The sequence below is a fragment of the Streptomyces sp. NBC_00523 genome (assembly GCF_036346615.1).
Lineage (GTDB): Bacteria > Actinomycetota > Actinomycetes > Streptomycetales > Streptomycetaceae > Streptomyces.
Map to the genome: position 1 here is coordinate 612,455 of NZ_CP107836.1, position 23,388 is coordinate 635,842.

Genomic DNA, 23,388 nt, shown 5'->3' on the forward strand with positions numbered 1-23,388 from the left:
CCGGTCAGTCCTTCCGGGCGGCGGCCAGGATCTTCCCGACGGTGTGGAAGAAGCGGGTCGTCGCGTCATGGCCCAGGACGCCTTCCTGGAACCCCTTCGCGGCCGGTGCCTTGCCGTTGATCAGGTGCCAGACGACGAAGGCGTCGTAGTCCGTGTGGCCGATGATCTCCATGTCCTTCTTCGGGGAGAGCATCGGCAGGTCCAGATCCGACGGGATGCGCTCGGTCGTGAACACGACGCAGAGGCGGATGTCGTCGGTGACCGTGACGTCCTTGAACGGGTCGAGCGCGATCAGCGCCTCCAGCTCGGGGATCGTACGCAGGCACACCGCGACGTCGTAGCCGAGGGCCCCGGCGAGGTGGTCGCCGATGCGGGCGGTGAGGGCGGCCCGGTCGGTCTCGTCGGACTCGAAGAAGATGTTGCCGCTCTGGATGTAGCTGCGTACGGAGGCGAGGCCCAGTTCCGTGAAGAGTCCGCGCAGCCGCTCCATCTTCACGGAGCGGCCCGGCACGTTCAGCCCTCGGAGCAGCGCGATGTACAGCAAATCCGGTCACCTGTTCCTGCGGGAGGGGCGCGGGGCGCGGCGGATGCCGACAGCGTAGCCCCGCCGTCTTCGCAGCGGCGCGATCACGGCCTACGGTGGGAACGGTTCACGCCGTCCGGGTCCGACAGCTCTCCTGGGAGATTCCGTTGCGCATGCTGATCAACGTTCCCGAAACCGTGGTGGCCGACGCGTTGCGCGGGATCGCCGCTTCCCATCCCGGACTGACCGTGGATGTGGAGAACCGGGTCGTGGTACGCCGGGACGCGCCCGTGGCCGGGAAGGTGGCCCTGGTCTCCGGCGGCGGGTCCGGGCACGAGCCGCTGCACGCCGGGTTCGTCGGCCCGGGCATGCTGTCGGCGGCCTGTCCGGGCGAGGTGTTCACGTCGCCGGTGCCGGACCAGATGGTGCGGGCGGCGGCCGCCGTGGACAGCGGCGAGGGCGTGCTCTTCGTCGTCAAGAACTACACCGGGGACGTCCTCAACTTCGAGATGGCCGCCGAGCTCGCCGAGGAGGAGGGGCTGCGCGTCGAGCAGGTCCTCGTGGACGACGACGTCGCGGTGACCGACAGCCTGTACACCGCCGGGCGCCGGGGCACGGGCGCCACCCTGTTCGTGGAGAAGATCGCGGGCGCGGCGGCCGACGAGGGCGCCCCGCTGGACCGGGTGGCCGCGATCGCCCGCCGGGTCAACGAGTCCTCGCGCAGCTTCGGGGTGGCCCTCAGCTCCGTCACGACGCCCGCGAAGGGCTCCCCCACCTTCGACCTGCCCGCCGGTGAGCTCGAACTGGGCATCGGCATCCACGGCGAACCGGGCCGGGAGCGGCGGGCGATGATGACCTCCGGGGAGATCGCGGACTTCGCCGTGAACGCGGTCCTGGACGACCTGCGGCCCAGCGGCCCGGTGCTCGCCCTGGTCAACGGCATGGGCGCGACCCCGCTGCTGGAGCTGTACGGGTTCGGCGGCGAGGTGCACCGGGTGCTGCGGGAACGGGGCGTGGTGGTCGCTCGTACGCTCGTGGGCAACTACGTGACCTCGCTCGACATGGCGGGCTGCTCGGTGACGCTGTGCCAGGTGGACGAGGAGCTGCTGCGGCTGTGGGACGCGCCGGTGGAGACGCCGGCGCTGCGCTGGGGACGCTGATCCGCACGTGACGGACCGAGGAGTGGATGTGCTCGACGCCGGTTTCTTCCATCGCTGGATGACCGCGGCCGCCGTTCTGGTCGACCGCGAGGCGGCTCACCTGACGGAGCTGGACTCCGCGATCGGGGACGCCGATCACGGCAGCAATCTCCAGCGCGGGTTCGCCGCGGTCTCGGCGGCGCTGGCGAAGGAGCCGCCGCAGACCCCGGGGGCCGTGCTGGCGCTGGCCGGACGGCAGCTGATCTCGACGGTCGGCGGCGCCTCGGGGCCGCTGTACGGGACGCTGCTGCGGCGTACGGGCAAGGCGCTGGGCGACGCGGCGGCCGTCTCCCCCGCCGATCTGGCGCGGGCGCTCGGCGAGGGCGTCGCGGCGGTGTCCCAGCTGGGCGGGGCGCAGGCCGGTGACAAGACGATGCTCGACGCGCTGCTGCCGGCCGTGGAGGCGCTGGGGACGTCGTTCGCGGCGGGCCGGGACGCGGCGGCCGCGGGCGCCGAGGCGACCGTACCGCTGCGGGCGCGCAAGGGCCGGGCGAGCTATCTGGGTGAGCGGAGCGTCGGGCACCAGGACCCGGGGGCGACGTCGGCGGCGCTGCTGATCGCCGCGCTGGCGGACACGGCGGAGACGGACGGGGGCGCGGCGTGAGCGCGCAGGTGGGCATCGTGCTGGTCTCGCACAGCGGGCCGGTGGCCGAGTCGGTGGCGGAGCTGGCCCGGGGGCTGGCGGCGGGCGGGGCGACGGCTCCGGTGGCCGCGACGGGCGGCACCGGGGCGGGCGGGCTCGGGACAAGTACGGAGCTGATCGCGGAGGCCGTCCGGGCGGTGGACGGCGGGGCCGGGGTCGCCGTCCTGGTCGATCTGGGGAGCGCGGTCCTCACGGTCAAGGCGATGCTGGCGGAGGACGAACTCCCGCCCGGGACACGGCTGGTGGACGCCCCGTTCGTCGAGGGCGCGGTGGCCGCCGTGGTCACGGCGTCGGCGGGCGGCGACCTCGACGCGGTGGAGGCGGCGGCCTCGGAGGCGTACGACTACCGCAAGGCGTGACGACCGGGCGCCGGGCACACTTGACGGTATGACGGCCGAGAGGACCACCCGCCGCAGCGCGGGGCTGCTGCTGTTCCGCACCGGGGCCGGGCGCGGCCTCGAAGTGTTCATCGGCCACATGGGCGGCCCGTTCTGGGCGGGGCGCGAGGAGGCCGCCTGGTCGGTGCCGAAGGGCGAGTACGGCCCCGATGAGGAGCCGGAGGCGGCGGCGCGCCGGGAGTTCGAGGAGGAGTTCGGGCATCCGGCGCCGGACGGTGCCTGGGTGGCGCTGGGCGAGGCGCGTCAGGCCAGTGGGAAGACGGTGACCGTGTGGGCGCTGGAGGGAGATGCCGACCCGGCGGCGGCGGTGCCCGGCACGTTCTCGATGGAGTGGCCCCGTAGGTCGGGGACGCTGCGGGAGTTCCCGGAGATGGACCGGTTCGCCTGGTGCACGCCCGAGGAGGCGTCGGAGCGGCTGGTGAAGGGGCAGCGGGTCTTCGTGGACCGGCTGCGCGAGCGGCTGGCGGAGGGCGGGGCCTGACGTCGGCACCGCCCTCCGCGTCGTGGAACCGGTCAGCTCTGCGGGAGGATGACCGCCCGGCCGTTGATCTTGCCCGCGTGCAGGCGCTCGTAGGCGAGCGGTGCCTCGTCCAGCGGGTAGGTCTCGACGTGGACGTCCACCGCCCCCGTGCGGGCCAGGTCCAGCACCTCGGCCAGTTCGGAGCGCGATCCCCAGTACGGGGCGGTGACCGTCGTGTTGAACGGAAGGGCGCCGAAGCCCACCGGCAGCGCTCCGCCGCCGATGCCGACGATGGTCACGTCGGAGTCGATGGCGGCCGCCGCCCCGGCGGTGGCGACGGTCGGCGGGGCCCCGACGAAGTCCAGGACGACCTGGGCGCCGATGCCGCCCGTCAGTTCGCGGATGCGGGCGGCTGCGTGCTCGTCGGACAGGACGGTCTCGTGCGCGCCTACGGTGCGGGCGAGGGCGAGCTTGTCCTCGGTGACGTCGAGGGCGATGACCCGGGCGGACGTCAGGGCGCGCAGCAGCTGGATCGCCACGTGGCCGAGGCCGCCGGTGCCGATGACGACGGCGGTGGCTCCGGGCACCAGCTTCGGCAGGGAGCGCTTGATGGCGTGGTACGGGGTGAGGCCCGCGTCGGTGAGCGGCACGGTCCGGACCGGGTCGAGGTCGCCGAGGGGCACGAGGTGGCGCGGGTCGTCCACGATCATGTACTCGGCCATGGCGCCGGGCGAGCCCAGGCCGGGCGGGTTGATGCCGAGCTCCGCGGCGCGCAGGCAGTAGTTCTCCTTGCCCTCGGCGCACTTCACGCAGGTGCCGCAGCCCCAGGGGCCGTAGACGGCGACGGACTGGCCGGTCTCCAGGCCGGTGACGCCGTCACCGAGCGCGGCGATCGTGCCGACGCCCTCGTGGCCGAGGGTGAGCGGCAGCGGGTACGGGAACTCGTCCGCGGTCCAGCTCATCACGGCGATGTCGGAGTGGCAGACGCCCGCCGCCGTGACCTTGAGCAGGACCTGCCCGGGGCCCGGCTCGGGGTCGGGCACGGTGACGACCTCGGGTGCGGCGCCGATCTCGCGGTACTGAACTGCCTTCATGGGGTCCTCCTCGACCTCTGTGGCGTGTGTGCTGACCCCCGAAACCCCCGTTGTCCCCCGTGCCCCCCGTCCGCTCCCCCGCTCAGGAGGCGGAGTAGCCGCCGTCCACCAGGTGGTAGCTGCCGTGGATGAACGAGGCGCGGTCGGAGAGCAGGAACGCGGCGAGCTCCGCGACCTCCTCGGACGTGCCCAGGCGGCCCGCCGGGTGCAGCGAGATCAGGTGGTCGCGGGCCGGGCCCTCCGTGTTGCGCAGCAGCGGGGTGTCGATGAAGCCGGGGCCCACCGCGTTGATCCGGACGTTCTGGGCGGCGTACTCCAGGGCGGCGGTCTTGGTGAGGCCGACGACGCCGTGCTTGGCGGCGACGTAGGCCGGAGAACCGGCGAAGCCGTTGGTGCCCAGGATCGAGGACATGTTGACGATCGCGCCGCCGCCCGCGGCGACGAGGGCGGGCAGTTCGTAGCGCATCGAGTAGAAGACGCCGCTGAGGTTGGTCGCGACGACCCGGTCCCAGTCCTCGACGGCGTACTCACCGGTCGGGTTGCTGGGGCCGCCGATGCCGGCGTTGTTCACGGCGAGGTGCAGGGCGCCGAAGGTGTCGACGGCGAACCGCACGCCCGCCTCGACGGACGCGGGGTCGGTGACGTCCATGGCCACGGCGGCGGCCCGGCCGCCGGCGCTCTCCAGCGCGGCCGCGGCCTCGCGGGCGCTCGCCTCGTTGTAGTCGGCGACGACGACCGAGGCGCCCGCGCCGGCGAGCCGGTGGGCGAGGGCCAGGCCGATGCCGGAGGCCCCTCCGGTGACGAGGGCGGTGCGGCCGGCGAACTCCTGGTCGGCGGGGGTGGTGGTGCTCATGATGTGCCGTTTCCTTCCGTGGTGCTGGTGGTGCTGTGCGGCGCGGGGCCGGTGAAGAGCTCGCCGGTCAGGGCGTCGAAGGCCCGTTCCACGAGCCGGGGCAGCTCGTCGGGGCGGTTTCCGCGCACCCAGGCGGCCTGGGCGGCGAGGAGGGCGCCGGCTCCGGCGGCGACCGTGACGGCGGGCCGCAGGTCGCTGAGGGGGTCGGTGCCGAGCCGGTCCGCGACGATGGCGACCGAGTCCGCCTGGGCGTCCACCCGGATGTGGTGGAAGGCCGCGTAGAGGGTCGGTTCGCGCTCGGCGAGGACCAGCAGCTCGTAGATGCGCGGGCGGCGGTGCCAGGCCGGGACCCCGGGGTCCGCGAGCCAGTCCTGGACGGCCCGGTGGTAGGCGGTGAGCGGGGGCTCATCGGCCGGCCGGGCGCGCAGGGCCTCGTTGATGCGGTCGCCGTCGCCCCGGACCGAGTCCAGGACGGCGTCCTCCTTGCTCGCGAAGTACCGGCTGAAGGTGCGGCGGTCCAGGTCGGCGCGTTCCGCGATCTCCTCGACCGTGACCTCCCTGAGTCCCCGGTCGAGCACGAGCTCGAACGCGGCTCCGGCCAGGGCGTCCCGGGTCCGGCGGGCCTTGCGGCCCCGCCTGTCCGGAATCTTCTGTTCCGCTTGCATGTCTTTCACCGTACACCCGAAAATGTCCCGATGCGACAGAAGTCGCATCGGGACATCGTGTGCCTGTGAGCTGCGCGGATCAGCGTCCGCTGAGCGCCTCGGCGGGCCGCATCGCCTCGTACACCGTCGGCTCGGACGGTGCGGGGGCCGACGCGGCGACCCGGCTCAGGGCGAGTACGGCGATGTCGTCGCGCCGCACGCCGCCGGAGAACTCCTCCAGGTCGTGTCCGAGCGCGTCGAGCAGTTCCCGGGGGCCCTGGCGGGCCCAGCGGCTCAGCCGGGCGTCGAGCGGATAGAAGCGGCCCTCGGCGTCGCGGGCCTCGGTGACCCCGTCGGTGAACGTCAGGAGCGTCGCGCCGGGCGGGAAGTCGAGCCGTTCCGCGGAGCGGCCCTCGTTGCTGAGTTCCGCCAGACCCAACGGTACCGACGTCCGGCGCAGCGGCACGGTGACGGCGACCCCGTCGTGCACCAGGCGGGGCGGCAGATGGCCGCAGTTGACGGCCTGCGCCCGGCCGTCGCCGTCGAACCCGAGGACGAGCGCGGTCACGAAGCGTTCGGCGTCACCGGTCTGGGCGGCGAAGGCGTTCTGCCGGGCGACGGCGTCCTCCAGCCGGTCCACGACACCGATGAGGGAGGGTTCGCGGATGGCCGCCTCGCGGAACGCGCCGAGCACGGCGAACCCCACGCCGATGGCGGGGAGCCCCTTGCCCTGGACGTCACCGATGATCACGCGGGTGCCGTAGGGCGACTGCACGACCTCGTAGATGTCCCCGCCGACCAGATGGTCCTCCTCGATCGGCGTGTACGAGCCGTGGGCGGTGATCTGGTCGGTGGGAATGGGCAGGGGGCGCAGGATCTGGCGCTGGAGCGCGACGGCGGCGGAACGGAGCCGGGCGACCTCGGTGGCGTGCCGGATGCGCAGGACGCAGGCGCCGATACCGAGGAGGCACGCCAGGACGGTGAAGACCACACTGCTCGCGATGTCCCAGTTGCTCCCCCCGGCCGACAGGCGCGAGGCGACGGCCACCACCATGACGAAGGCGGCGACACCGGTGGTCTGGGCGATCGTGCCGAAGACCGAGACAAAAGCCGGTACCACCACCAGCAGGGGCACCAGACGCAGATCCTGGCCCGTCAGCACGTCCAGGCAGACGATCGCGGCGGTCAGCAGGGCCAGCGCGCCGAACAGCACCCCGTTCCCGACCCTGGGCGCGCGCACGGCGGCCTCTCCGAGGTCGGTGCCGGGAAGCGTCACGCGGGGCGCGGGCCGGCTCAGGAGTCCGATCGTCAAGGGTCCTCTCCTTCCGGGGTCTGCCGGCCGGATGCCGGCGCGTAGCTCCATTCGACCCGGTCGCAGGGGCGGCGCACACGAGGCTTACGGCCCCGGGGGCCCGGCCGAAGGTCCCGTAAAGCGCCGGGGCGGTGTCTCCTGGCCCGGAGACACCGCCCCGCTCAGCGCGCCGCGGGCACCCCGGCCGGCACGAGGGCGGCCAGGAAGTCGATCCGGCGGCGGAGCTCGAAGCCGAGGGACTCGTAGAGCCGGACGGCTCCGGTGTTGGCGGCGGCCGCGTGCAGGAACGGGGTCTCGCCGCGCTGCCGGATCTCGTGGGCGACGGCGCGCACGAGTCCGCCGCCGAGCCCCTGGCCGCGTACCGACTCGTCGGTGCAGACGGCGCTGATCTCGCTCCAGCCCGGCGGGCGCATGCGCTCACCGGCCATGGCGACGAGCACCCCGTCCCGGCGCACGCCGAGGTAGGTGCCGAGCTCGACGGTCCTGGGCTCGAAGGGGCCCGGCCGGGTGCGGGCGACGAGGTCGAGCATCTCCGGGACGTCGGCGGGGCCCAGCCGGACCGCTCCGGGGAGAGGCGCCGCGGCCACGCCCGCGTCCACGAGCTGGACGCCGGGGGCATGGAAGGTGATCTCCCAGTCGGCGGGCGGGGGCTCCCGGAACGCGGTGATCGTGACGGCCCCGCCCGGCCCGGTGAGCGCCGCCACGTCGGCCCAGTCGGCGGGCCCGGGGTCCGGCGGGAGGGCGACCCAGGGGGCGACCGCGGCCGGGTAGCGCAGCACGCGGCCCCGGCTTTCGGCGAAGTGGGCGTGCGGGCCGCGCAGCGCGCTGCCCACCGGGTCGTCCAGCGGGTGGCCCGGGTCCGGGTACGTGCTCACGCGGTCACCTCGATCACGGTCTTGCCCAGGGCGTGGCCCTCCTCCACCGCGCGCAGCGCCTCGGCCGCCCGGTCGAGGGGCACGGTCCGGGTCACGTGGGTGCGCAGGACGCCCTCGACGGTCAGCCGCGCCACCTCGTCGAGGACGGCGGCGGTCCGGGCCCGCCGGACGGGTGCGCCGCCGAGCTCGGTCACCAGGGGCTTGCCGCCGGCGCTGATGAGCGCGGCCGGGCCGGTCAGCCCGGCCACCTCGCGCAGGGTGTCGCCGCCGACCAGGTCGAAGACGGCGTCCACACCTTCCGGGGCGGCCGCCCGCACCCGGTCGGCGAGGCCGGTGCCGGACGGGATGTGCTCGGCGCCCAGGGACTCCACGAAGTCCTTCTTGGCCGCGCTCGCGGCGCCGAGGACCCGGAGGCCCGCGTGGCGGGCGAGCTGGACGGCGGCGCTGCCCACGCCGCCGCCGGCCCCGGTGACCAGGAGCGTGGCGCCGGGGGCGAGGCCGAGCTGGCGCAGACCGTCGTAGGCGGTGGCGGCGGCGACGGGCAGGACCGCCGCGTCGGTGAAGGACAGGGCGGCCGGCTTGTGGGCGGTGACCGCGACGGGCATCAGCGTGTACTCGGCGTATCCGCCGGTCAGCGGGTTGCCGAAGACCTCGTCGCCGGGGGCGAAGCCCTCCGCTCCGGGGCCGGTCTCCACGACGGTGCCGGCGGCCTCGCTGCCGAAGACCGTCGGGAACGGCAGCGGCTCGCTGCCGGGCCGGGTGTAGCCGGTGCGCAGCTTCCAGTCGACCGGGTTGACGCCCGCCGCGCGGACGGCGACGAGCAGTTCACCGGGGCCGGGTTTCGGCCGTTCCAGATCGGCGAAGCCCTCCACCTCCGGTCCGCCGTTGCGGGTGAACACGTACGCCTTCGGCATGAGCTCCTTCTCCCCTGTTGGTGCGCCGGCGCCCTGCTGACGGGCGCCCCAGCTGCGGCAAGGACGCGTGTCGCGCGGGTATTCCCGTACCGTCGATTTCGACTCAATCACGGCCCGGTACGCCCCGGCCGGGCCCTGCGGCGGGCCGTCCTGTGGCACGCTGAGGGCGGCCGTCCCACCGGGCTCCCCCGTACCGGTGGGGCGGTCTCGCGTCGTTACGGGGCCGGTGCCCCGGTCCGGTCAGTCGCCGTCCCGCTCGGGCGCCCGGCCCGCGTAGTAGGTGGCGACCATGTCCTCCTCGCCGTGTCCGGCGGCCTCCGCGCGCTCGAATCGGGCGGCCGACGCGGCGGCCAGGTCCAGCCGGACACCGGCCTGGGCGGCCGCGTCGAGGATGAGCCGGGTGTCCTTGAGCGCGGTGGACAGGGCGAAGCTGGGCGTGAGGTCGCCGTCGAGGACGGCGGCGGACTTGGCCTGGAGGTAACCGGAGTCGAGCGGTCCGCCCTTGACCAGGCCGAGGAACGTACGGGGGTCGACGCCGAGCCCCTCGGCGAGGTTCAGGCACTCCGCGACGCCGCCGACCATGTTGACGACCCAGGCGTTGACCACGAGCTTCAGCCGGGACGCCGCTCCCGGCTCCTCACCGGCCCACACCGTGCGCTGCCCGATCGCGTCCAGCACCGGTCCGACCACCGCGCGGGCGGCCTCCGGGCCGGAGACGAGGACGGTCAGCGCGCCCTGTTCGGCGGGCTGCCGGGTGCCGACGACCGGGGCGTCGAGGTGGATCAGCCCGAGGTCGGCGGCGCGCTGGGCCAGTTCGACGGCGCCGTCCGGGCCGACCGTGGAGGTCTGGAGCAGCACCTGGCCCCGGTGCAGCCCGTCGGAGGCGGCGGTGAGCGCGGCGGCGACGGCGGTCGTGTCGGTGAGCGCGGTGAGCACGACATGGGCGCCGCGCACGGCCTCGGCCGCCGTGCCGGTGACGGTGGCGCCGTCGGCGGCGAGCGGGGCGGCCTTGGCCTGGGTCCGGTTCCAGGCCCGGACCTCCAGACCGGCGCGGAGCAGGCTGCGGGCCATGGCCGCGCCCATGATCCCGGCGCCGAGTACGGCGACGACCGGCTGCTGGGGTGCGGCGGGGACTGCTGAGGTCATGGGGTTCCCTTCGTCGGCCGCGCTCCGGAGGGCGCGGCGGCTTCGGCTTCTCAGGGTTGCCGCAGCGCGCCTTCCAGCACGGCGGCGTGTACGGCTCTGGCGAGTCGCGCGCCCCAGCGGGAGCGCGGACCGGCGAACGGCTCGGCGGCGCCGGTCTCCGGCCCGGGTTCGGGCGCGGCGAGGCAGACGGCGTCCGTGGGGGTGCCGGAGCAGTCGAGTCCGGCGTCCAGGAGCGCCTGGACCTTGGCCTCCGTGGCGGTGGCGACGGCGTTGACCAGGGCGGCGTCGGACAGGGGGACCGGGAGCGTCACCACGATGTTGACGGTGCCGGGGCGCGGCGGTCCGCCGGTGCCCTCGGCCGGTGCGGCGGCCCAGCCGCGTACGCCCAGACCGCAGGTGGCGGTGGCGTGCACGTCCTCGTCGTCGGCGGTGGTGTACGCGGTGACATCGGCGGCGGTCATGAGGCCGGCGCCGGGGCCGGTGAGGCGGGTGGCGGCGGCGATCTCGGCGAGGTGGCGGTCGGGGTCCATGCGGGGGTAGCCGCCGGGGACCTGCGCGTTGAGGATCCACTCGCGCGGGCCGATGCCGCCGCCCAGGACCGCGCTGCTGCACACCCGCCAGCCGGGTCCCAGCCGCCACACGAGGTGGTGCAGCTCCGCGCCGTCCTCGCGCCGGGCGAGCAGTTCGCCGCGTTGGGCGGGGAGCCGGATGCGTACGGAACGGATGGGGCACCCCCGGGTGGCGCGGCTGGACGCCGGTCGGCGTGGTCCTGTTGATCATATGTGCCGGGACCGGGGCGTCCGGGGCCCGGTCCGTTCACCCGGATGGCGTAACGGGCGCGAGAGCCGCGCAGCCGTGTGAGGCGGGGGCTGCAGCGGTCCGGGGCAGATGCCGCGCGCCGCGCCCGGTGGCCGGGCGGTTGCAGCGTCCATCCGGGTGAGGCGCGATGGAATCCGGACGCGCCTTCTCTGCTGGACCCACCCACAGGACGCGCCCGGGCGAGGAGGATTCGGATATGGGAGCCGCTGACGGTTTCACGGATTCCGGAGAGCTCGACGGCCTGACGGTGTACGACACCGAGGGCGAGAAGATCGGCAACGTGGGCCGCGTGTATGTCGACGACAGCACCGGCCGCCCGGACTGGATCACGGTGAAGACCGGCCTGTTCGGCATGAAGGAGAGTTTCGTGCCTCTCGCCGGAGCCCGTCGAGTGGGCTCCGACCTGCACATCTCCCACGGCAAGGACCAGGTCAAGGAAGCCCCCCGGGTGGACGCGGACGCACATCTGTCCGTGTCGGAGGAGGAGGAGCTGTACCGGCACTACGGCCTGACCAGGAACACCCGGGGCAATCTGGGCGACAGTTCCGGGACCGGGGCACCGACCACCACGGGCACCGGCACCATGGGCGCGGCCGGGACCGGCGCGGCGGCCGGCGCCGGAGCAGGGGCCGGGGCCATGGGCGCGGCCGGCACCTCCGGCAAGGACCGCACGCAGACGGCCGGTACCGGCAGGCACCGGGACACCGAGGCCACGGGCACGGGCGCGGGACGTCCGCTGGCCGGGGCCGGCGCGGGTGCCCAGCGGTCCGGGGCCGACCTGGGCGGCAAGGAGGAGATGATCCGCTCCGAGGAGCAGCTGCACATCGGCACCGAGGAGTACGAGAGCGGCAGGGCCCGCCTGCACAAGTACGTCGTCACCGAGAACGTCACGCGCAGCGTGCCGGTCTCGCACGAGGAGGTACGGGTGGTCCGTGAGCCGCTGCAGCCGGGCGACAAGACGACGCGGGCGGGCGACCTGACGGAGCAGGACGTGGAGGTCACCCTGCACGCGGAGCGCGCCACGATGCGCAAGGAGACCGTCCCGGTCGAGCGCGTCCGGATGGAAACCCAGAGGGTGACGGAGCAGAAGGAGGTCTCCGCCGAGCTGCGCAAGGAGCAGATCGACTACGCGGACGGCACCACCAAGGACGGCAAGGACATGGGTGGCAAGGACACCGGCGGCGACATGGGCCGAGGACGCCACCGCTGACCCCCCGTCGGCATGATTGCCGCACCGCACCACAGGCGAAGGGCGGGCCCGCCGACGGGCCCGCCCTCTCGTGTGCCCGGGCCCGTCAGGGCAGGAAGCGCACCGAGGGCCGCCCCTGCGGGCCGTCCGGGGTGACGACCGACCGCACCCGGTAGACCTCCTCGATCAGTTCCTCGGTGACGACCTGCGCGGGAGTCCCGCCCGCGACCGCCCGGCCACCGCTCAGCACCACGATCCGGTCGCAGAACATGGCGGCCAGATTGAGGTCGTGCAGGGCGACGACGGCGGTCAGCGGGAGCGAGGCGACCAGGGAGAGCAGTTCCAGCTGGTGCTGGATGTCCAGGTGGTTGGTCGGTTCGTCCAGCAGGAGTTCGCGCGGCCGCTGGGCGAGCGCGCGGGCGATCTGGACGCGCTGGCGCTCCCCCCCGGACAGGGTGTGCCAGGACTGGTCGCGGCGGCCGGTGAGCCCGGTGCGTTCCAGCGCCTCGTCCACCGCCGCAGCGTCCTCGCCCGTCGGGGCGGCCCAGGCGCGGCGGTGCGGGATGCGGCCCAGGCGTACGACGTCCAGGACGCTCAGTTCGTCCTGGGTGGCGGCGTGCTGGTCCACGACCGCGACGCGCCGGGCCACGGCGCGCCGGCCGACGGCGGGCAGCGGTTCGCCGTCCAGGGTGACGACGCCCGTGTGCGGGGCGAGGACCCCGGCGAGGATGCGCAGCAGCGTGGACTTGCCGGAGCCGTTGGGGCCGATCAGGCCCACGGTGGTGCCGGGTTCCGGGGCGAGGGTGACCCCGTCCAGGAGGAGGCGTCCGCCTGCCTCCCGGACGACCCGTTCGGCCCGCAGGCCCTCGGCCGTCGTTCCGGTCCCGGTCATGCGGGCCGCCTGGTGCGGTAGAGGACGGCGACGAAGGCGGGCACGCCGATGAGGGCGGTGACGACGCCCACCGGGACCTCCTGGGGGTCGAGGACGGTCCGGGCGAGGGTGTCGACCCAGACGAGGAAGACGGCCCCGGTGAGCGCGGTGACCGGCAGCAGTCTGCGGTGGCCCGAGCCGGTGAGGGCGCGGGCGGCGTGCGGCAGGACCAGCCCGACGAAGCCGATGGCCCCGGCCGAGCTGACGAGCGCGGCGGTGAGCAGCGCGGTCGTGCAGAGCAGGACGGTCCGGACGCGTGCGACGTTCACGCCGAGGGCGGCGGCCGCGTCCTGCCCGAAGGCGAAGGCGTCGAGCGTACGGGCATGGCCCAGGCAGATGAGCAGGCTGACGGCGAGGACGGCGGAGCAGACCCAGACGTCGGTCCAGCCGACCCCGCCGAGCGAGCCCAGCAGCCAGAACAGCACCCCGCGGGTCTGCTCGGCGTCGGCGGCCGTCATGACGACGAAGGAGGTCAGCGCCGAGAACAGCTGCATGGCGGCGACCCCGGACAGCACGACCCGGTCGGTGGAGCCGCCCAGGGTGTGGCTGAGCAGCATCACCAGGGCGAAGGAGCAGAGCGCCCCGATGAAGGCCCCGGCCGGCAGCGTCACCGCTCCCCCGCCGACGCCGAGCACGACGACCAGGACCGCGCCGGTGGACGCGCCGGAGGAGACGCCGAGGACGAACGGGTCGGCCAGCGGGTTGCGCAGCAGGGACTGCATGACGGTCCCGCAGACCGCGAGCCCGGCCCCGCAGACGGCGGCGAGCAGCGTACGCGGCATGCGCAGGTTCCAGATGATGCCGTCGCGGATCGGGCTGAGCCGGGCCTCGCCGATGCCGAGGTGGGCGGCGACGGCGGACCAGACGTCCACGACGGAGATCCGGGCCGGTCCGATGGTGACCGCGACCGCGACGGAGAGGGCGAGCAGCAGCAGGCCGCCGGTCCACAGGAGGCCGTCGCGCAGGCCGCGCGCCCGGGGGCGGGCGGCTTCCGGGACCTTTTCGCCCGGAGCCTTCTCGCCCGGGGCCTTCTTGCTCGGGGCGGTGGGCCGGTCGGTGGCCGTCACCCCGTGAGTCCGAAGTCGCGCAGCCCGGCGGCCACCAGCTCGATGCCCTCGACCGTGCGGATGGTCGGGTTCATGGCCTGGCCGCTGAGCAGGACGTAGCGCTTGTGGCGTACGGCGTCCATCTTCTTCGTGACGGGGTTGGACTCCAGGAAGGCGATCTTCCCGGCGGCGCTCTCGGCGGTCTGCGACTTGCGGGTGAGGTCGCCGATGACGAGGACGTCCGGGTTCCGGTCGGCGACGGTCTCCCAGTTGATCTGGGGCCATTCGTCGCGCGTGTCGTCGAAGACGTTCTTCAGGCCCAGCTCCCGGGTCATGATGCCCGGCGCCCCGCAGCAGCCCGCCAGATAGGGGGACTCGGAGTTGGCGAACCAGTACATGACGGAGGTGCCGGATCCGTCGATGCCGTCGGTGGCCTTCCGGATACGGTCGCGGAGCCGCGCGACCAGCTTCTCGCCGCGCTCGGGCACGCCGAACACGCGGGCCAGGTCGTTCACTTCGGCGTACACGCTGTCCATGGTGAGCGCGCCGGTGCGGACGCCGTCGCCGTCCTTGGTGTTGTCCTTGGCGGTGCAGTCGGCGGGCGCGACATAGGTGGGGACGCCCAGCTTCTCGAACTGTTCGCGCGGGGCGACGCCGCCCTTGGCGAGGGTCGACTCGAAGTCGGCGGCGACGAAGTCGGGCTCCTGGTCGAGGACCTTCTCGGACGAGGGGCGGTTGTCGGCGATCCGCTCCACGCCCGCGTTGGCCTTCTCCAGGCCCTTCATCACCGGATCGGTCCAGGTGGCGGTGGCCGCCATCCGGTCCTGGAGGCCGAGCGAGAGCATGATCTCCGTGGTGCCCTGGTCGACGGAGACCGCGCGGCGGGGTGCGGCGTCCACGGTGACGGTGCGCCCGCAGTTCTTGAGGGTGACCGGATAGCCGTCCGCCCTGCCCGCCGCGTCGGCCTTGCCGGAGGGGGGTCCCCCGCAGGCCGTCAGCAGCAGGAGCGCGGCGGTGAGCAGGGCGGCGGAACGGGCGGGGCCGGATATCGGCGGCACGGGGTACCTCGGCGTCTCTGGGCCCATGCGCGGGGCCCGCTGTACGGTCCGCCGCCCGGTCCCGGGCGGCGGTCGCCAGCAGGTCTTCGGACTCGGGTTCGTTCGGGCGGGACGCCTTCCCGGGAGACGCCGGGTCTCCCAGTGGCCGTGGCCCCGCCCGTCCCCCTCACCGCTGCGCGTCAGTTCCGGATTCGCACCGGATTCCCTGACCCCTACGTGGAGTTCGACTGGCTCCCGGGAAGCTATCACGGGCGTCCGCGCAGCTCAGAGCCGCCCCCAGGGGCTCATGGACGTTCCAGGGCCACCACCGCGTTGTGCCCGCCGAAGCCGAAGGAATGGCTGACGGCCCGGCGGACCGGCCGGACCAGCGGCACCTTCGTGACGCAGTCGATGTCGAACCCGGGCGCGGGCGCGTCCAGGTTGGCGACCGGCGGGACGACCCCGCGCTGGAGGGTGAGGATCGTCAGCCCCGCCTCGATCGCCCCGGCCGCGCCCATGCAGTGCCCGAGCACGCCCTTGGGCGCGGTGACGGGTGGACGGTGCGGGTACACCCGGCTGATCAGCGCGGCCTCGGCGGCGTCGTTGCGTACGGTCGCGGTGCCGTGCGCGTTGACGTGCTCCACCTCGTCGGCCCGCCAGCCCGCGTCGCGCAGGGCGGCCTCGACGGCGGCCCGGGCGATCCGGCCGTCGGGGTGCGGGCTGGTGGGGTGGTGGGCGTCCGTGGTGGCGCCGGTCCCGGCGAGCAGGGCCCGGGGTTCGGCGCCCCTGGCCTCCGCGTCGGCGGCGCGTTCCAGCACCATGACCGCGGCTCCCTCGCCCATGACGAGTCCGGCCCGGTCGGCGGCGAAGGGCCGGCTGAGCCGGGACAGGTCGCCGTCCGCGAGGGCGGCGGCCCCGGACCGGGCGAAGCCGGTCATGGCGATCGGGAAGACCGTCGACTCGGTCGCCCCCGCGATGGCCACGTCGCACTGCCCGGTGGCCAGCAGGTCGCGGGCGACGGAGAGCGCGGTGACGCCGGACGAACAGGCCGTGCAGGGCGCCATGCTGGGGCCGGTGGCCCGCATCTCGATCGCGATCTCGGCGGCGGGCATGTTGGGGATCGTCAGCAGGACCCCGGCCGGTGAGGTCGCCTCGGGGCCCCGCCGCTCCAGCACGAGCGCCTGGTCGGTGAGGTGCGCGGAGCCCCCGCTGCTGGTGCCGACGACGACCGCGACCCGGCTGCCGTCCCAGCCGGCCGGGTCGAGCCCGGCGTCGGCGACGGCCTCCCGGGCGGCCAGGACCGCGAACTTGACGTACCGGCCCATCCGGAAGGCCGTACGGCGGCCGATCTCGGCGTCCAGGTCGATGCCGTCTACCACGCAGGCGAAGTCGATCGCGCACCCGGCGAGCGCGGGGATGGTGCGCGCCGGGCTCACGGCGCCGCACACCCCGTCCCAGGTGGACTCGGTGTCGTTGCCGACCGGGGTGATCATGCCGAGCCCGGTGACGGCGATGGCCGGGGTCCTCATCGGGCGCCGGCCGACGCGTGGAGGTGCGCCGTGAGCTCGGCGAGGGTGGTGCCCCGGGTGAGGGTGCCGGTGTCCAGCTCGGCCCCGGTGGTCTCCCGGAGGACGACGGCGAACTCGGCGGCCGCGAGGGAGTCCATGTCCAGGCTGTCCAACGTGGAATCCGGAAGGATCTCGGCCACGGGCACCTTGAAGGTACGGCTGAGAACGTCGGTGATGTGGGGGTGGATCGTGCTCATGGTCTTCCTTTCCTCAGGTCCATCCGGTGGGGTGTCCGGCGTCGGCGCGCACGGCCCCGACGCCGGAACAACTGAGCAGCGTCGCTCCGGTTACGCCTTGCGGCGAACCGATTCACCAACGCCCGTCCGGGGCGCCCCGCACCACCGCGCGAACAGAGCGACGCTCGTCCAGTAGACGAGGAGGACGGTCCCCGCCCCGAGCCCCTGTACGGCCCGTGCCGCGCGGTGCGCCCGGGTGCCCCTCACCGGCCCGCCGCCGTGTGCCAGTGGGCGTCCGGATCGTCGTACGCCTCGGCGTATCCGGCGCGCGTGATCGGCCAGTCGGCGAGCATCTCCTCGGGGAGGGCGAAGGCGTCGGCGAGCTCCGGGAGGTGGGGGGCCACCGCCTCGATGAGCCGTTCGGTGTGGTCCGTCAGCGCCTCCGCCTGACCGGCGCTCAGGTGCCCGGCCGCGAGGAGGTTCCCGCTGTCGCGCGCGACCCGGCCCAGGGCGAACAGCCGGGCCAGCTCGCCGAGCCGGTCCCGGTCCGCCCCGGCGGGCAGCGCCTCGACCGCCTCCGCGTACGCCTCGGCCGCCTGCCGGCAGGCGTGCGCCTCGACCCCGCGCAGCGCCGGGCCCGCCGCCGCGTTCCACCGGCCCAGCGGGTCGCCGGGCGCCGTCCGGGCCGCCCGGGCCCCGGCGCGCGCGAACCACAGCTCCTCGGCGCGGCCCAGCAGCCCGACCAGGAACCGGAGGTCGGTGAGGTCGCCACCGGCCGGGGCGGCCGGCTCGTCCGGGGCGCGGTCGGCGAGCAGGGCGGCGGCGGCCCGGGCGTGGACGGCGAGGTTGTCGCCCTCGGCGGTGATGGCGCCCTCGACGCCGGTGACGAGCGCGGCCATCCCGTTGTTCTCCAGGAGGCCCTGGGCGCCGCAGCGTTCCCGGGACTCCACGATCACGGCCCTGGCCTGCCACGTGATCCAGCCCTTGGCGATGTCCACCAGGCGCTCGGCCGCCTCCCGCCCGGACTCGGGCCCCGCCTGGGCCGTCTCCCAGCGGTCCAGGACGCGGCGGTGCAGCAGGCTCATGGCGAAGACCGTGGCCATGGCTTCGGCGAGCGGCCCGTGGTGGGTGCGGTACGCGAGCACCGGCAGCCGCGCCCCGCGTCCGGCGGAGACCTGGCGGTGGCCGCCGTACCGCACCGCGACGGCCAGCGTGGCGCGCGCCGAGCCGACGGCGCTGGCGCTCATGGAGATCCTGCCGGTGACGACCCGGGCGATGGAGGCGAGGAAGCGGCGCCTGCGACCCTCGATGACGCTGCGGAACTCCCCGTCCCCGTCGATCCACCCCTGCGGGCCCGTCAGCAGCGCCTCGCGTCCCACGAAGACCCGGTCGAACGAGGTCAGGCTGTGGTCGACGGGGCTGCCCATGCGGGCGGGCAGCCCGCGCACCCGAACGCCCGGCAGCGGCCCGGTGGCATCGGTGAGCGGCACAAGCAGCAGGAACACCCCTTGGTCGGCCCCGCCGGCCAGCAGCCGCGCGGCGACGAGACCCGTCTTGGGGCCGCCGGGCTGCCCGGTGTTGGGCATGAACTTCTGCGCCCCGCAGTGCGGGGTGTGCAGCACGAATCCGTCGCGTACGGGGTCGTAGGAGGCGGTCGTCTCGACGGCCGCCGCGTCGTTGCCGTGCGCCACCTCCGTACACAGGAAGGTTCCGGTGCGCCGCAGCGCCAGGAAGTCCGACAGGTCGCGGGGGCTGTCGGCGATGTGGTCCAGGAGGCTGCCGAGGAAGAGGTTGTAGTGGATGCCCGCGATGGTGGCGAGCGCCGGGTCGACGGGGGCCAGCCACTCGTGCAGGGCCGCCAGCGCCCGGAAGTCGGAGGCCGGGCGGGCGGCGCTGTCCAGGGAGTCGTTGAGGGTGCGCAGTCGTGCGTACGCGCGGGCGAGCCGTTCGTCCGGGGTGCCGCCGGCCGCCGGCCCGGGGGGCAGCCGGAACGGGTCGGTGGCGACGAGCCGCCGCCAGAATCCGTGCTCGCGGCGGGCGTCGGCGCCGAGGAGTACGGAGGTGAGCGGGCGCGCGAGGGGATCGGCGCCGGTGAGCATGGTGGTCATACAAGACTGAACGACCGGCGTACGGGTCAGGACACCGCGCTCGTGCAGATGTTCACCGGCCGGAGGGGCGAAGCCGTTCGAAGCACAGGGCGACGTTGTGCCCGCCGAAGCCGAACGAGTGGCTGACGGCCCGCTCGACGCGCAGGCGGCGCGGCGCCTTGGTGACGCAGTCGATGTCCCAGTCGGCGGGCGGGGCGTCCAGGTTGGCGACCGGCGGGACGACCCCATGTTCGAGGGTGAGCACGGTGGCGGCGGCCTCGATCGCGCCGGCGGCGGCGAGCGTGTGCCCGAGGACGCCCTTCGGGGCGGTGACCGGGGGCCGGTGCGGGAAGAGACCGGCGATCAGCTCGGCCTCCATCGCGTCGTTCAGCGGAGTCGAGGTGCCGTGCGCGTTGATGTGGCCGACCTCGTGGGCGGCCCAGCCCGCCGCGTCCAGGGCGGCCTCGACGGCGCGCCGGGCGCCGTGGCCGCCGGGGTCGGGCGCGGTGGGGTGGTGGGCGTCCGTGGCGGCCCCGGTCCCGGCGAGCACGGCCCGTACCCGGGCGCCCCGGGCCGCCGCGTGCGCGGCCCGCTCCAGGACGAGCACCCCGGCGCCCTCGCCGAGGACGAAGCCGTCGCGGTCGGGTGCGAAGGGGCGGGAGGCGGCGGCCGGGTCGCCGGTGCGCGTGGACAGCGCGCCCAGCTGGGCGAAGGCCGCGGCGACCAGGGGCGTCAGGACGGATTCCGCGCCGCCCGCGACGACGAGGTCGCACCGGCCGGTGGCGAGGAGGTCGTGCGCGGTGGCGAGGGCGGTGGCGCCCGACGCGCAGGCGGTGGCCGGGGCCAGGCTGGGGCCGTGGGCGCCCAGGTCGATGGCGATCTCGCCGGCCGCCGCGTTGGGCATCATCATCGGCGCGAGCAGCGGCGAGACGGCTTGGGCGCCGCCGCCGTCGAACCGGCGGACGTTGTCCACGAGCGCGGAGACCCCGCCGACGCCGACGCCGAGCACGACGCCCACCCGGCCGCCGTCCCAGCGGTCCGGGCGCAGCCCCGCGTCGGCGACGGCCCGGCGCGCGGCCACCAGGGCCATCTTCGCGAACCGCGCCATCCGCCAGGCGGCGCGGCCCCCGATGGCCTCGTCCAGATCGGTCCGGTCGGCCCGGCAGGCGAAGTCGGCGGGCAGCCCGGCCAGTTCCGCGCAGTGCCGGGCCGTGGACCGCCCCGCGCACAGCCCGGCCCAGAAGGCGCGCTCGTCGTCGCCCGCGGGGGTGACCACCCCCAGCCCCGTCACCACGGTCGCCGTCCCGGTGTCCCGCGCCATGCCCCGGCCCTCCCCTGCGTCGTCGGTCCTTCGGAAGGGGAACGCGCCGGAGGCCGTCGAGGGTGCGGGCGGGGCCGGATGTCAGGCCGGCCCGAGCGCCCCGCGCAACTCCGCCTCGTCCGGCGGGTTCGCCCCGGCCCGGGCGACCGTCACGGCCGCCGAGGCCGCCGCGTGGCGCAGTACGTCGCTCACCGCGCCCTGCTCCGGGGAGCGCAGCCGCTCGCGGCCGGACGCGCCGAGCAGGCCGTGGGCGGCGAGCGCGTGCAGGGTGCCGGACATGAAGGCGTCCCCCGCGCCCACCGTGTCCACGACGTCGGCGGGGAGCGCGCCGGTCTCCACCTGACCGCCGGGCAGCACCGCCGTGGCGCCGTCGCCGCCCCGGGTGACGAGGACGAGCGCGGGGCCGGACGCCAGCCAGCGCCGGGCGGCCTCGGCCGGGTCCTGGCCCGGGTACAGCCAGCCCAGGTCCTCGTCACTGGCCTTGACGACGTCGCTGAGGCCCACGCACCGCTCGACCCGGCGCACGGCGGTGGTGTGGTCGCCCATCAGCGCGGGCCGCACATTGGGGTCGTAGCTGACGGTGGCGGCCGTCCGCAGCGACTCGACGGCGGCGAGCACCGTGGCCGCGCCCGGTTCGGTCACCGCCGCGATCGACCCGGTGTGGACGTGCCGGGGCTGCCGGTCGAGCGCGACCCGGCCGAGCGTCCAGGCGATGTCGAACGCGTACGCGGCGCGGCCCTCGCCGTCCAGGGTGACGACGGCCGACGGGGTGCGGCCGGGCGCCCCGTCCGTCAGCACCTCGACCCCCGCCCCGGTGAGATGCGCGCGGATCAGCCGTCCGTTGTCGTCCCGGCCCAGCTGGGTGAGCAGCGCCGCGTCGTGGCCGAGCCTGGCCAGGCCGTACGCCAGGTTGGCGGGGCTGCCCCCGGCGTGCACCCGGTCGGGGGCGGCCGGGACGCGGACGATGTCGGCGACGCATTCACCGATGACCAGGAAGTCGGGGCGGTCGGGCATGAGGGCGGGGTCTCCCGGGGTGCGACGGAGGGCTGACGGAACGTCCGGCCCACCGTACGGCCCCGGCCGCCCCGGCCGCCCCGGGGCCTCAGGCCGTGTCCGGAGCGTCCAGCGCGTCGGCGACCAGCTCCAGGAACCGGGCGTGGGCGTGGGCGCTGCACACCGGTTCCGGGTTCCACGGGACCACGCGGGCCGTCGCGGCGACGGCCGCCCACTCGGCGTTGTCGCGCAGCTCGGCGAGCGGGACCGCGTTGACCCGGATGTCGGCGAGGACGACATCGGGGCGCAGGGCGGCGGCCTCGGTCCAGCCGGCCGTGGACCAGTTGGCCCCGGGGCCCTCGGCGGGTTCGATCAGGCCGACGCCGAGGTCGGCGAGGACCCGGAGCTCGGGCCACATGCGGGGGCGGGCCAGGTAGGCCTGGTCCTGGTCCGCCGGGGACAGGGCGAGGACCCTCGCGCGGTCCGGGCCCGTGGTGAGCGCGCGCAGGCGGTCCCGGGCGGCGTCCAGTTCGCGGGTCGCCGACGCCGGTTCCTCGGCGCCGAGCGAGCGGGCCAGTTCGGCGAACCGGTCGCCGATCTCGGCGAGGGTGCGCGCCTGGCCGACGTCGATGACGACGACCGGGACGTGGCCCTCCAGGTGCTTGGCGGTCTCCGGGTCGAGGCCGTAGACCTGGCCGCCGCCGTAGCTGACGGCGACGACGAGGTCCGGTGCGCAGCGCAGTAAGGCGTCCACGTCCAGGGTGGTCCCGGCACCGGCGTACGCGACCCCGTCCAGCGGGAGCGACCCGGTCTTCGCGGGGTCGGGTGCGGCCGGGTCGTCGTGGCCGGAGCCGAAAAGCCCGGCCGGGCGTATCCCGTGGTCCCACAGGGTCGCGCCGGCCTGGATGTAGGCGAGCACCCGTTGCGGGATCTCGCCGGTTGCCGACAACTGCCCCCGATCGTCGGTGAATTGCCACACGCTCCGCTCGTTCACGTCACACGCCTCCCAGCCGGATCCGCCGCCCGGCGACGGCGGTCGACCAGTACCTGCCCAGCGGGAGCGGGCCGCACCCTCCGGAGGGGCGACGGTTCCTACCGGTCCGTCCTGGTGCCGCGTACGAGGTAGCTGACGGGGCCCGGATCGGGGACGTGGATCTCGGTGAAGCCGAGCCGGTCGTAGAAGGCCCTGGCCGGTGTGTTGGAGGTGAGCATGGACAGATGGACGCCCTCGACGCCCTTGGCGTTCAGCGCCGCGAGGAAGGTGTGCATCAGCTCCTTCCCGTACCCCTTGCGCTGCCAGTCGGGCAGCAGGTCGATGTGCAGGTGGGCGGGGTGGGCGGCGAGTTCGGGCAGGACCATGCGCTCCGGGTTGTGCAGGAGGGCGGTCATCTCGTCGGCGGGGCTCCGCGGCGGGCCCTCGGGCAGCGGGTAGCGGTCGGCGACCCGGGGCAGCCAGCTCTCGCGGTACTCCTTCACGAAGCGGGGCGTGTCGGAGGTGCCGAGGATGTAGCCGACCGCGCGGCCCGTGCCGTCGTCCAGGACGAAGGTGAGGTCCGGTTCCAGCTCGGCGTAGGGCGTGGCGAAGATGGACGGGACCAGCTCGTGGTCCGGGTAGATGTCCCGGGCGTCGCCGCCGCCGTCGGCGGTGCGTATGCAGATGTCGGAGAGCGCGGCGCTGTCTTCGGGGCGGTAGGGCCGGAGGCCGGGATGCGAGGTCACCGGCCCATCCTGCGACTGGGAGAGCGCTCCCACAAGAGGATTCAGGGGTTGACGGCGGTGAGGAGGACGACCGCGTCCTCCAGGGCGAGCAGCCCGTGCCGCTCCTGCGGGATCGGGTGCAGTCGTCCGGGGGTCAGTTCGACGTCGCCGGAGGCGGCGGTGAGCCGGACGGAGCCGCGCAGGACCTGGAGCGAGGCGGCGGGCGGGGCGTTGTGCTCGTCCAGCGCGGAGCCCGAGGTGAGTGCGATGACGGTCTGCCGCAGCGGGTCCTGGTGGAGCAGGAGGTGGGCGCTGCGGCCGTGCGGGGCGTCGCGGGCGGCGGCCAGGTGCTCGGCGGCGAGGGCATTCAAGTCGTTCGGAGCGTCCATATGCCCACTGTGCCGCAGCCCCGCCCCGCCCGCGAACGTGCCGCACGGGTCTGGACGCGCTCCCACACGTCCC

General features: G+C 74.9%; 25 protein-coding genes and 1 riboswitch. Of the genes, 5 read left to right on the plus strand and 20 right to left on the minus strand.

The window, feature by feature from the left end; genetic code table 11:
- Positions 1 to 4 precede the first annotated feature (4 nt).
- Positions 5 to 544: a DUF1697 domain-containing protein gene (locus OHS17_RS02920; RefSeq protein ID WP_330310911.1), complete on the minus strand. Its 540-nt coding sequence runs from the start codon at positions 542 to 544 to the stop codon at positions 5 to 7.
- A gap of 146 nt (positions 545 to 690) precedes the next feature.
- Between OHS17_RS02920 and dhaK the strand changes: the two genes are divergently transcribed.
- The 4 genes from dhaK to OHS17_RS02940 are packed head-to-tail and all read left to right on the plus strand — an operon-like array spanning position 691 to position 3,244.
- Positions 691 to 1,683 carry a dihydroxyacetone kinase subunit DhaK gene (gene dhaK, locus OHS17_RS02925; RefSeq protein WP_026171490.1) on the plus strand — a complete coding sequence of 331 codons (993 nt, stop codon included), beginning with the start codon at positions 691 to 693 and terminating at the stop codon, positions 1,681 to 1,683.
- Between the two features lie 28 nt (positions 1,684 to 1,711).
- Positions 1,712 to 2,326: a dihydroxyacetone kinase subunit DhaL gene (dhaL, locus tag OHS17_RS02930; protein WP_330310912.1), complete on the plus strand. Its 615-nt coding sequence runs from the start codon at positions 1,712 to 1,714 to the stop codon at positions 2,324 to 2,326.
- A complete protein-coding gene (locus tag OHS17_RS02935; RefSeq protein ID WP_330310913.1) occupies positions 2,323 to 2,724 on the plus strand; it encodes a PTS-dependent dihydroxyacetone kinase phosphotransferase subunit DhaM in 402 nt (133 codons plus the stop codon). The genes dhaL and OHS17_RS02935 overlap by 4 nt, the downstream gene beginning before the upstream one ends.
- Before the next feature lie 28 nt (positions 2,725 to 2,752).
- Positions 2,753 to 3,244, plus strand: coding sequence for an NUDIX domain-containing protein (locus OHS17_RS02940; protein ID WP_330310914.1), 492 nt, complete (start codon positions 2,753 to 2,755; stop codon positions 3,242 to 3,244).
- A gap of 32 nt (positions 3,245 to 3,276) precedes the next feature.
- On the opposite strand, the gene OHS17_RS02945 is transcribed toward OHS17_RS02940, so the two are convergent.
- From OHS17_RS02945 to OHS17_RS02980, 8 genes are all read right to left on the minus strand, one after another.
- Positions 3,277 to 4,317, minus strand: a complete 1,041-nt coding sequence (locus tag OHS17_RS02945; RefSeq protein ID WP_330310915.1) for an NAD(P)-dependent alcohol dehydrogenase — start codon at positions 4,315 to 4,317, stop codon at positions 3,277 to 3,279.
- Positions 4,318 to 4,399: 82 nt separating this feature from the next.
- The gene (locus OHS17_RS02950) at positions 4,400 to 5,170 is read right to left on the minus strand and encodes an SDR family NAD(P)-dependent oxidoreductase (protein WP_161212566.1); all 771 of its coding nucleotides are present in this window, start codon (positions 5,168 to 5,170) and stop codon (positions 4,400 to 4,402) included.
- Entirely contained in the window at positions 5,167 to 5,835 is a 669-nt protein-coding gene (locus tag OHS17_RS02955; RefSeq protein ID WP_330310916.1) for a TetR family transcriptional regulator, read from the minus strand. The genes OHS17_RS02950 and OHS17_RS02955 overlap by 4 nt, the downstream gene beginning before the upstream one ends.
- A gap of 79 nt (positions 5,836 to 5,914) precedes the next feature.
- The gene (locus OHS17_RS02960; RefSeq protein WP_330310917.1) at positions 5,915 to 7,126 is read right to left on the minus strand and encodes a PP2C family protein-serine/threonine phosphatase; all 1,212 of its coding nucleotides are present in this window, start codon (positions 7,124 to 7,126) and stop codon (positions 5,915 to 5,917) included.
- A 161-nt stretch (positions 7,127 to 7,287) separates the two neighbouring features.
- Complete coding sequence (locus tag OHS17_RS02965) at positions 7,288 to 8,001, minus strand: GNAT family N-acetyltransferase (protein ID WP_330310918.1); 714 nt, start codon at positions 7,999 to 8,001, stop codon at positions 7,288 to 7,290.
- Positions 7,998 to 8,915, minus strand: a complete 918-nt coding sequence (locus tag OHS17_RS02970; protein WP_330310919.1) for an NADP-dependent oxidoreductase — start codon at positions 8,913 to 8,915, stop codon at positions 7,998 to 8,000. The genes OHS17_RS02965 and OHS17_RS02970 overlap by 4 nt, the downstream gene beginning before the upstream one ends.
- 240 nt (positions 8,916 to 9,155) lie before the next feature.
- Entirely contained in the window at positions 9,156 to 10,061 is a 906-nt protein-coding gene (locus OHS17_RS02975; RefSeq protein ID WP_330310920.1) for an NAD(P)-dependent oxidoreductase, read from the minus strand.
- 50 nt (positions 10,062 to 10,111) lie between these two features.
- Positions 10,112 to 10,771 (minus strand): adenosylcobinamide amidohydrolase, encoded by a 660-nt coding sequence (locus OHS17_RS02980; RefSeq protein ID WP_443066162.1) that lies wholly within the window; start codon positions 10,769 to 10,771, stop codon positions 10,112 to 10,114.
- Between the two features lie 305 nt (positions 10,772 to 11,076).
- Between OHS17_RS02980 and OHS17_RS02985 the strand changes: the two genes are divergently transcribed.
- The gene (locus OHS17_RS02985) at positions 11,077 to 12,090 is read left to right on the plus strand and encodes a PRC and DUF2382 domain-containing protein (protein WP_330310921.1); all 1,014 of its coding nucleotides are present in this window, start codon (positions 11,077 to 11,079) and stop codon (positions 12,088 to 12,090) included.
- A gap of 85 nt (positions 12,091 to 12,175) precedes the next feature.
- On the opposite strand, the gene OHS17_RS02990 is transcribed toward OHS17_RS02985, so the two are convergent.
- The 11 genes from OHS17_RS02990 to OHS17_RS03040 all read right to left on the minus strand — a co-directional run bounded on the left by OHS17_RS02990 (position 12,176) and on the right by OHS17_RS03040 (position 23,315).
- Positions 12,176 to 12,961 carry an ABC transporter ATP-binding protein gene (locus OHS17_RS02990; protein WP_330310922.1) on the minus strand — a complete coding sequence of 262 codons (786 nt, stop codon included), beginning with the start codon at positions 12,959 to 12,961 and terminating at the stop codon, positions 12,176 to 12,178.
- Positions 12,958 to 14,067, minus strand: a complete 1,110-nt coding sequence (locus tag OHS17_RS02995; protein ID WP_383165349.1) for a FecCD family ABC transporter permease — start codon at positions 14,065 to 14,067, stop codon at positions 12,958 to 12,960. Before OHS17_RS02995 ends, OHS17_RS02990 begins: the two co-directional genes overlap by 4 nt.
- Positions 14,064 to 15,104: an ABC transporter substrate-binding protein gene (locus tag OHS17_RS03000; RefSeq protein WP_330310923.1), complete on the minus strand. Its 1,041-nt coding sequence runs from the start codon at positions 15,102 to 15,104 to the stop codon at positions 14,064 to 14,066. The genes OHS17_RS02995 and OHS17_RS03000 overlap by 4 nt, the downstream gene beginning before the upstream one ends.
- A 60-nt stretch (positions 15,105 to 15,164) precedes the next feature.
- Positions 15,165 to 15,351: riboswitch (cobalamin riboswitch) on the minus strand.
- Between the two features lie 37 nt (positions 15,352 to 15,388).
- Positions 15,389 to 16,612 (minus strand): beta-ketoacyl-[acyl-carrier-protein] synthase family protein, encoded by a 1,224-nt coding sequence (locus OHS17_RS03005; protein ID WP_330310924.1) that lies wholly within the window; start codon positions 16,610 to 16,612, stop codon positions 15,389 to 15,391.
- Positions 16,609 to 16,848 carry an acyl carrier protein gene (locus OHS17_RS03010; protein ID WP_018102848.1) on the minus strand — a complete coding sequence of 80 codons (240 nt, stop codon included), beginning with the start codon at positions 16,846 to 16,848 and terminating at the stop codon, positions 16,609 to 16,611. The genes OHS17_RS03005 and OHS17_RS03010 overlap by 4 nt, the downstream gene beginning before the upstream one ends.
- A gap of 242 nt (positions 16,849 to 17,090) precedes the next feature.
- Positions 17,091 to 18,935 carry an acyl-CoA dehydrogenase family protein gene (locus OHS17_RS03015; protein ID WP_330310925.1) on the minus strand — a complete coding sequence of 615 codons (1,845 nt, stop codon included), beginning with the start codon at positions 18,933 to 18,935 and terminating at the stop codon, positions 17,091 to 17,093.
- Positions 18,936 to 18,987: 52 nt separating this feature from the next.
- A complete protein-coding gene (locus OHS17_RS03020) occupies positions 18,988 to 20,235 on the minus strand; it encodes a beta-ketoacyl-[acyl-carrier-protein] synthase family protein (RefSeq protein WP_330310926.1) in 1,248 nt (415 codons plus the stop codon).
- An 81-nt stretch (positions 20,236 to 20,316) separates the two neighbouring features.
- Positions 20,317 to 21,249 carry a carbohydrate kinase family protein gene (locus tag OHS17_RS03025; RefSeq protein WP_330310927.1) on the minus strand — a complete coding sequence of 311 codons (933 nt, stop codon included), beginning with the start codon at positions 21,247 to 21,249 and terminating at the stop codon, positions 20,317 to 20,319.
- A gap of 88 nt (positions 21,250 to 21,337) precedes the next feature.
- Positions 21,338 to 22,222 carry an ABC transporter substrate-binding protein gene (locus tag OHS17_RS03030; RefSeq protein WP_330310928.1) on the minus strand — a complete coding sequence of 295 codons (885 nt, stop codon included), beginning with the start codon at positions 22,220 to 22,222 and terminating at the stop codon, positions 21,338 to 21,340.
- Between the two features lie 98 nt (positions 22,223 to 22,320).
- Positions 22,321 to 22,947: a GNAT family N-acetyltransferase gene (locus tag OHS17_RS03035; protein ID WP_330310929.1), complete on the minus strand. Its 627-nt coding sequence runs from the start codon at positions 22,945 to 22,947 to the stop codon at positions 22,321 to 22,323.
- 41 nt (positions 22,948 to 22,988) lie between these two features.
- Positions 22,989 to 23,315 (minus strand): cupin, encoded by a 327-nt coding sequence (locus OHS17_RS03040; protein ID WP_020207421.1) that lies wholly within the window; start codon positions 23,313 to 23,315, stop codon positions 22,989 to 22,991.
- Between the last annotated feature and the right edge of the window lie 73 nt (positions 23,316 to 23,388).

Excerpts from the sequence above, each read along its gene's own strand:
- OHS17_RS03020 (WP_330310926.1), bottom strand. The coding sequence starts at position 20,235 with ATGGCGCGGGACACCGGGACGGCGACCGTGGTGACGGGGCTGGGGGTG.
- OHS17_RS02945 (WP_330310915.1), bottom strand. The coding sequence starts at position 4,317 with ATGAAGGCAGTTCAGTACCGCGAGATCGGCGCCGCACCCGAGGTCGTC.
- OHS17_RS03025 (WP_330310927.1), bottom strand. The coding sequence starts at position 21,249 with ATGCCCGACCGCCCCGACTTCCTGGTCATCGGTGAATGCGTCGCCGAC.
- OHS17_RS03010 (WP_018102848.1), bottom strand. The coding sequence starts at position 16,848 with ATGAGCACGATCCACCCCCACATCACCGACGTTCTCAGCCGTACCTTC.
- OHS17_RS02985 (WP_330310921.1), top strand. The coding sequence starts at position 11,077 with ATGGGAGCCGCTGACGGTTTCACGGATTCCGGAGAGCTCGACGGCCTG.
- OHS17_RS02970 (WP_330310919.1), bottom strand. The coding sequence starts at position 8,915 with ATGCCGAAGGCGTACGTGTTCACCCGCAACGGCGGACCGGAGGTGGAG.
- OHS17_RS03040 (WP_020207421.1), bottom strand. The coding sequence starts at position 23,315 with ATGGACGCTCCGAACGACTTGAATGCCCTCGCCGCCGAGCACCTGGCC.
- OHS17_RS02955 (WP_330310916.1), bottom strand. The coding sequence starts at position 5,835 with ATGCAAGCGGAACAGAAGATTCCGGACAGGCGGGGCCGCAAGGCCCGC.
- OHS17_RS02940 (WP_330310914.1), top strand. The coding sequence starts at position 2,753 with ATGACGGCCGAGAGGACCACCCGCCGCAGCGCGGGGCTGCTGCTGTTC.
- OHS17_RS02975 (WP_330310920.1), bottom strand. The coding sequence starts at position 10,061 with ATGACCTCAGCAGTCCCCGCCGCACCCCAGCAGCCGGTCGTCGCCGTA.
- OHS17_RS02950 (WP_161212566.1), bottom strand. The coding sequence starts at position 5,170 with ATGAGCACCACCACCCCCGCCGACCAGGAGTTCGCCGGCCGCACCGCC.
- OHS17_RS03015 (WP_330310925.1), bottom strand. The coding sequence starts at position 18,935 with ATGACCACCATGCTCACCGGCGCCGATCCCCTCGCGCGCCCGCTCACC.
- OHS17_RS02990 (WP_330310922.1), bottom strand. The coding sequence starts at position 12,961 with ATGACCGGGACCGGAACGACGGCCGAGGGCCTGCGGGCCGAACGGGTC.
- OHS17_RS03005 (WP_330310924.1), bottom strand. The coding sequence starts at position 16,612 with ATGAGGACCCCGGCCATCGCCGTCACCGGGCTCGGCATGATCACCCCG.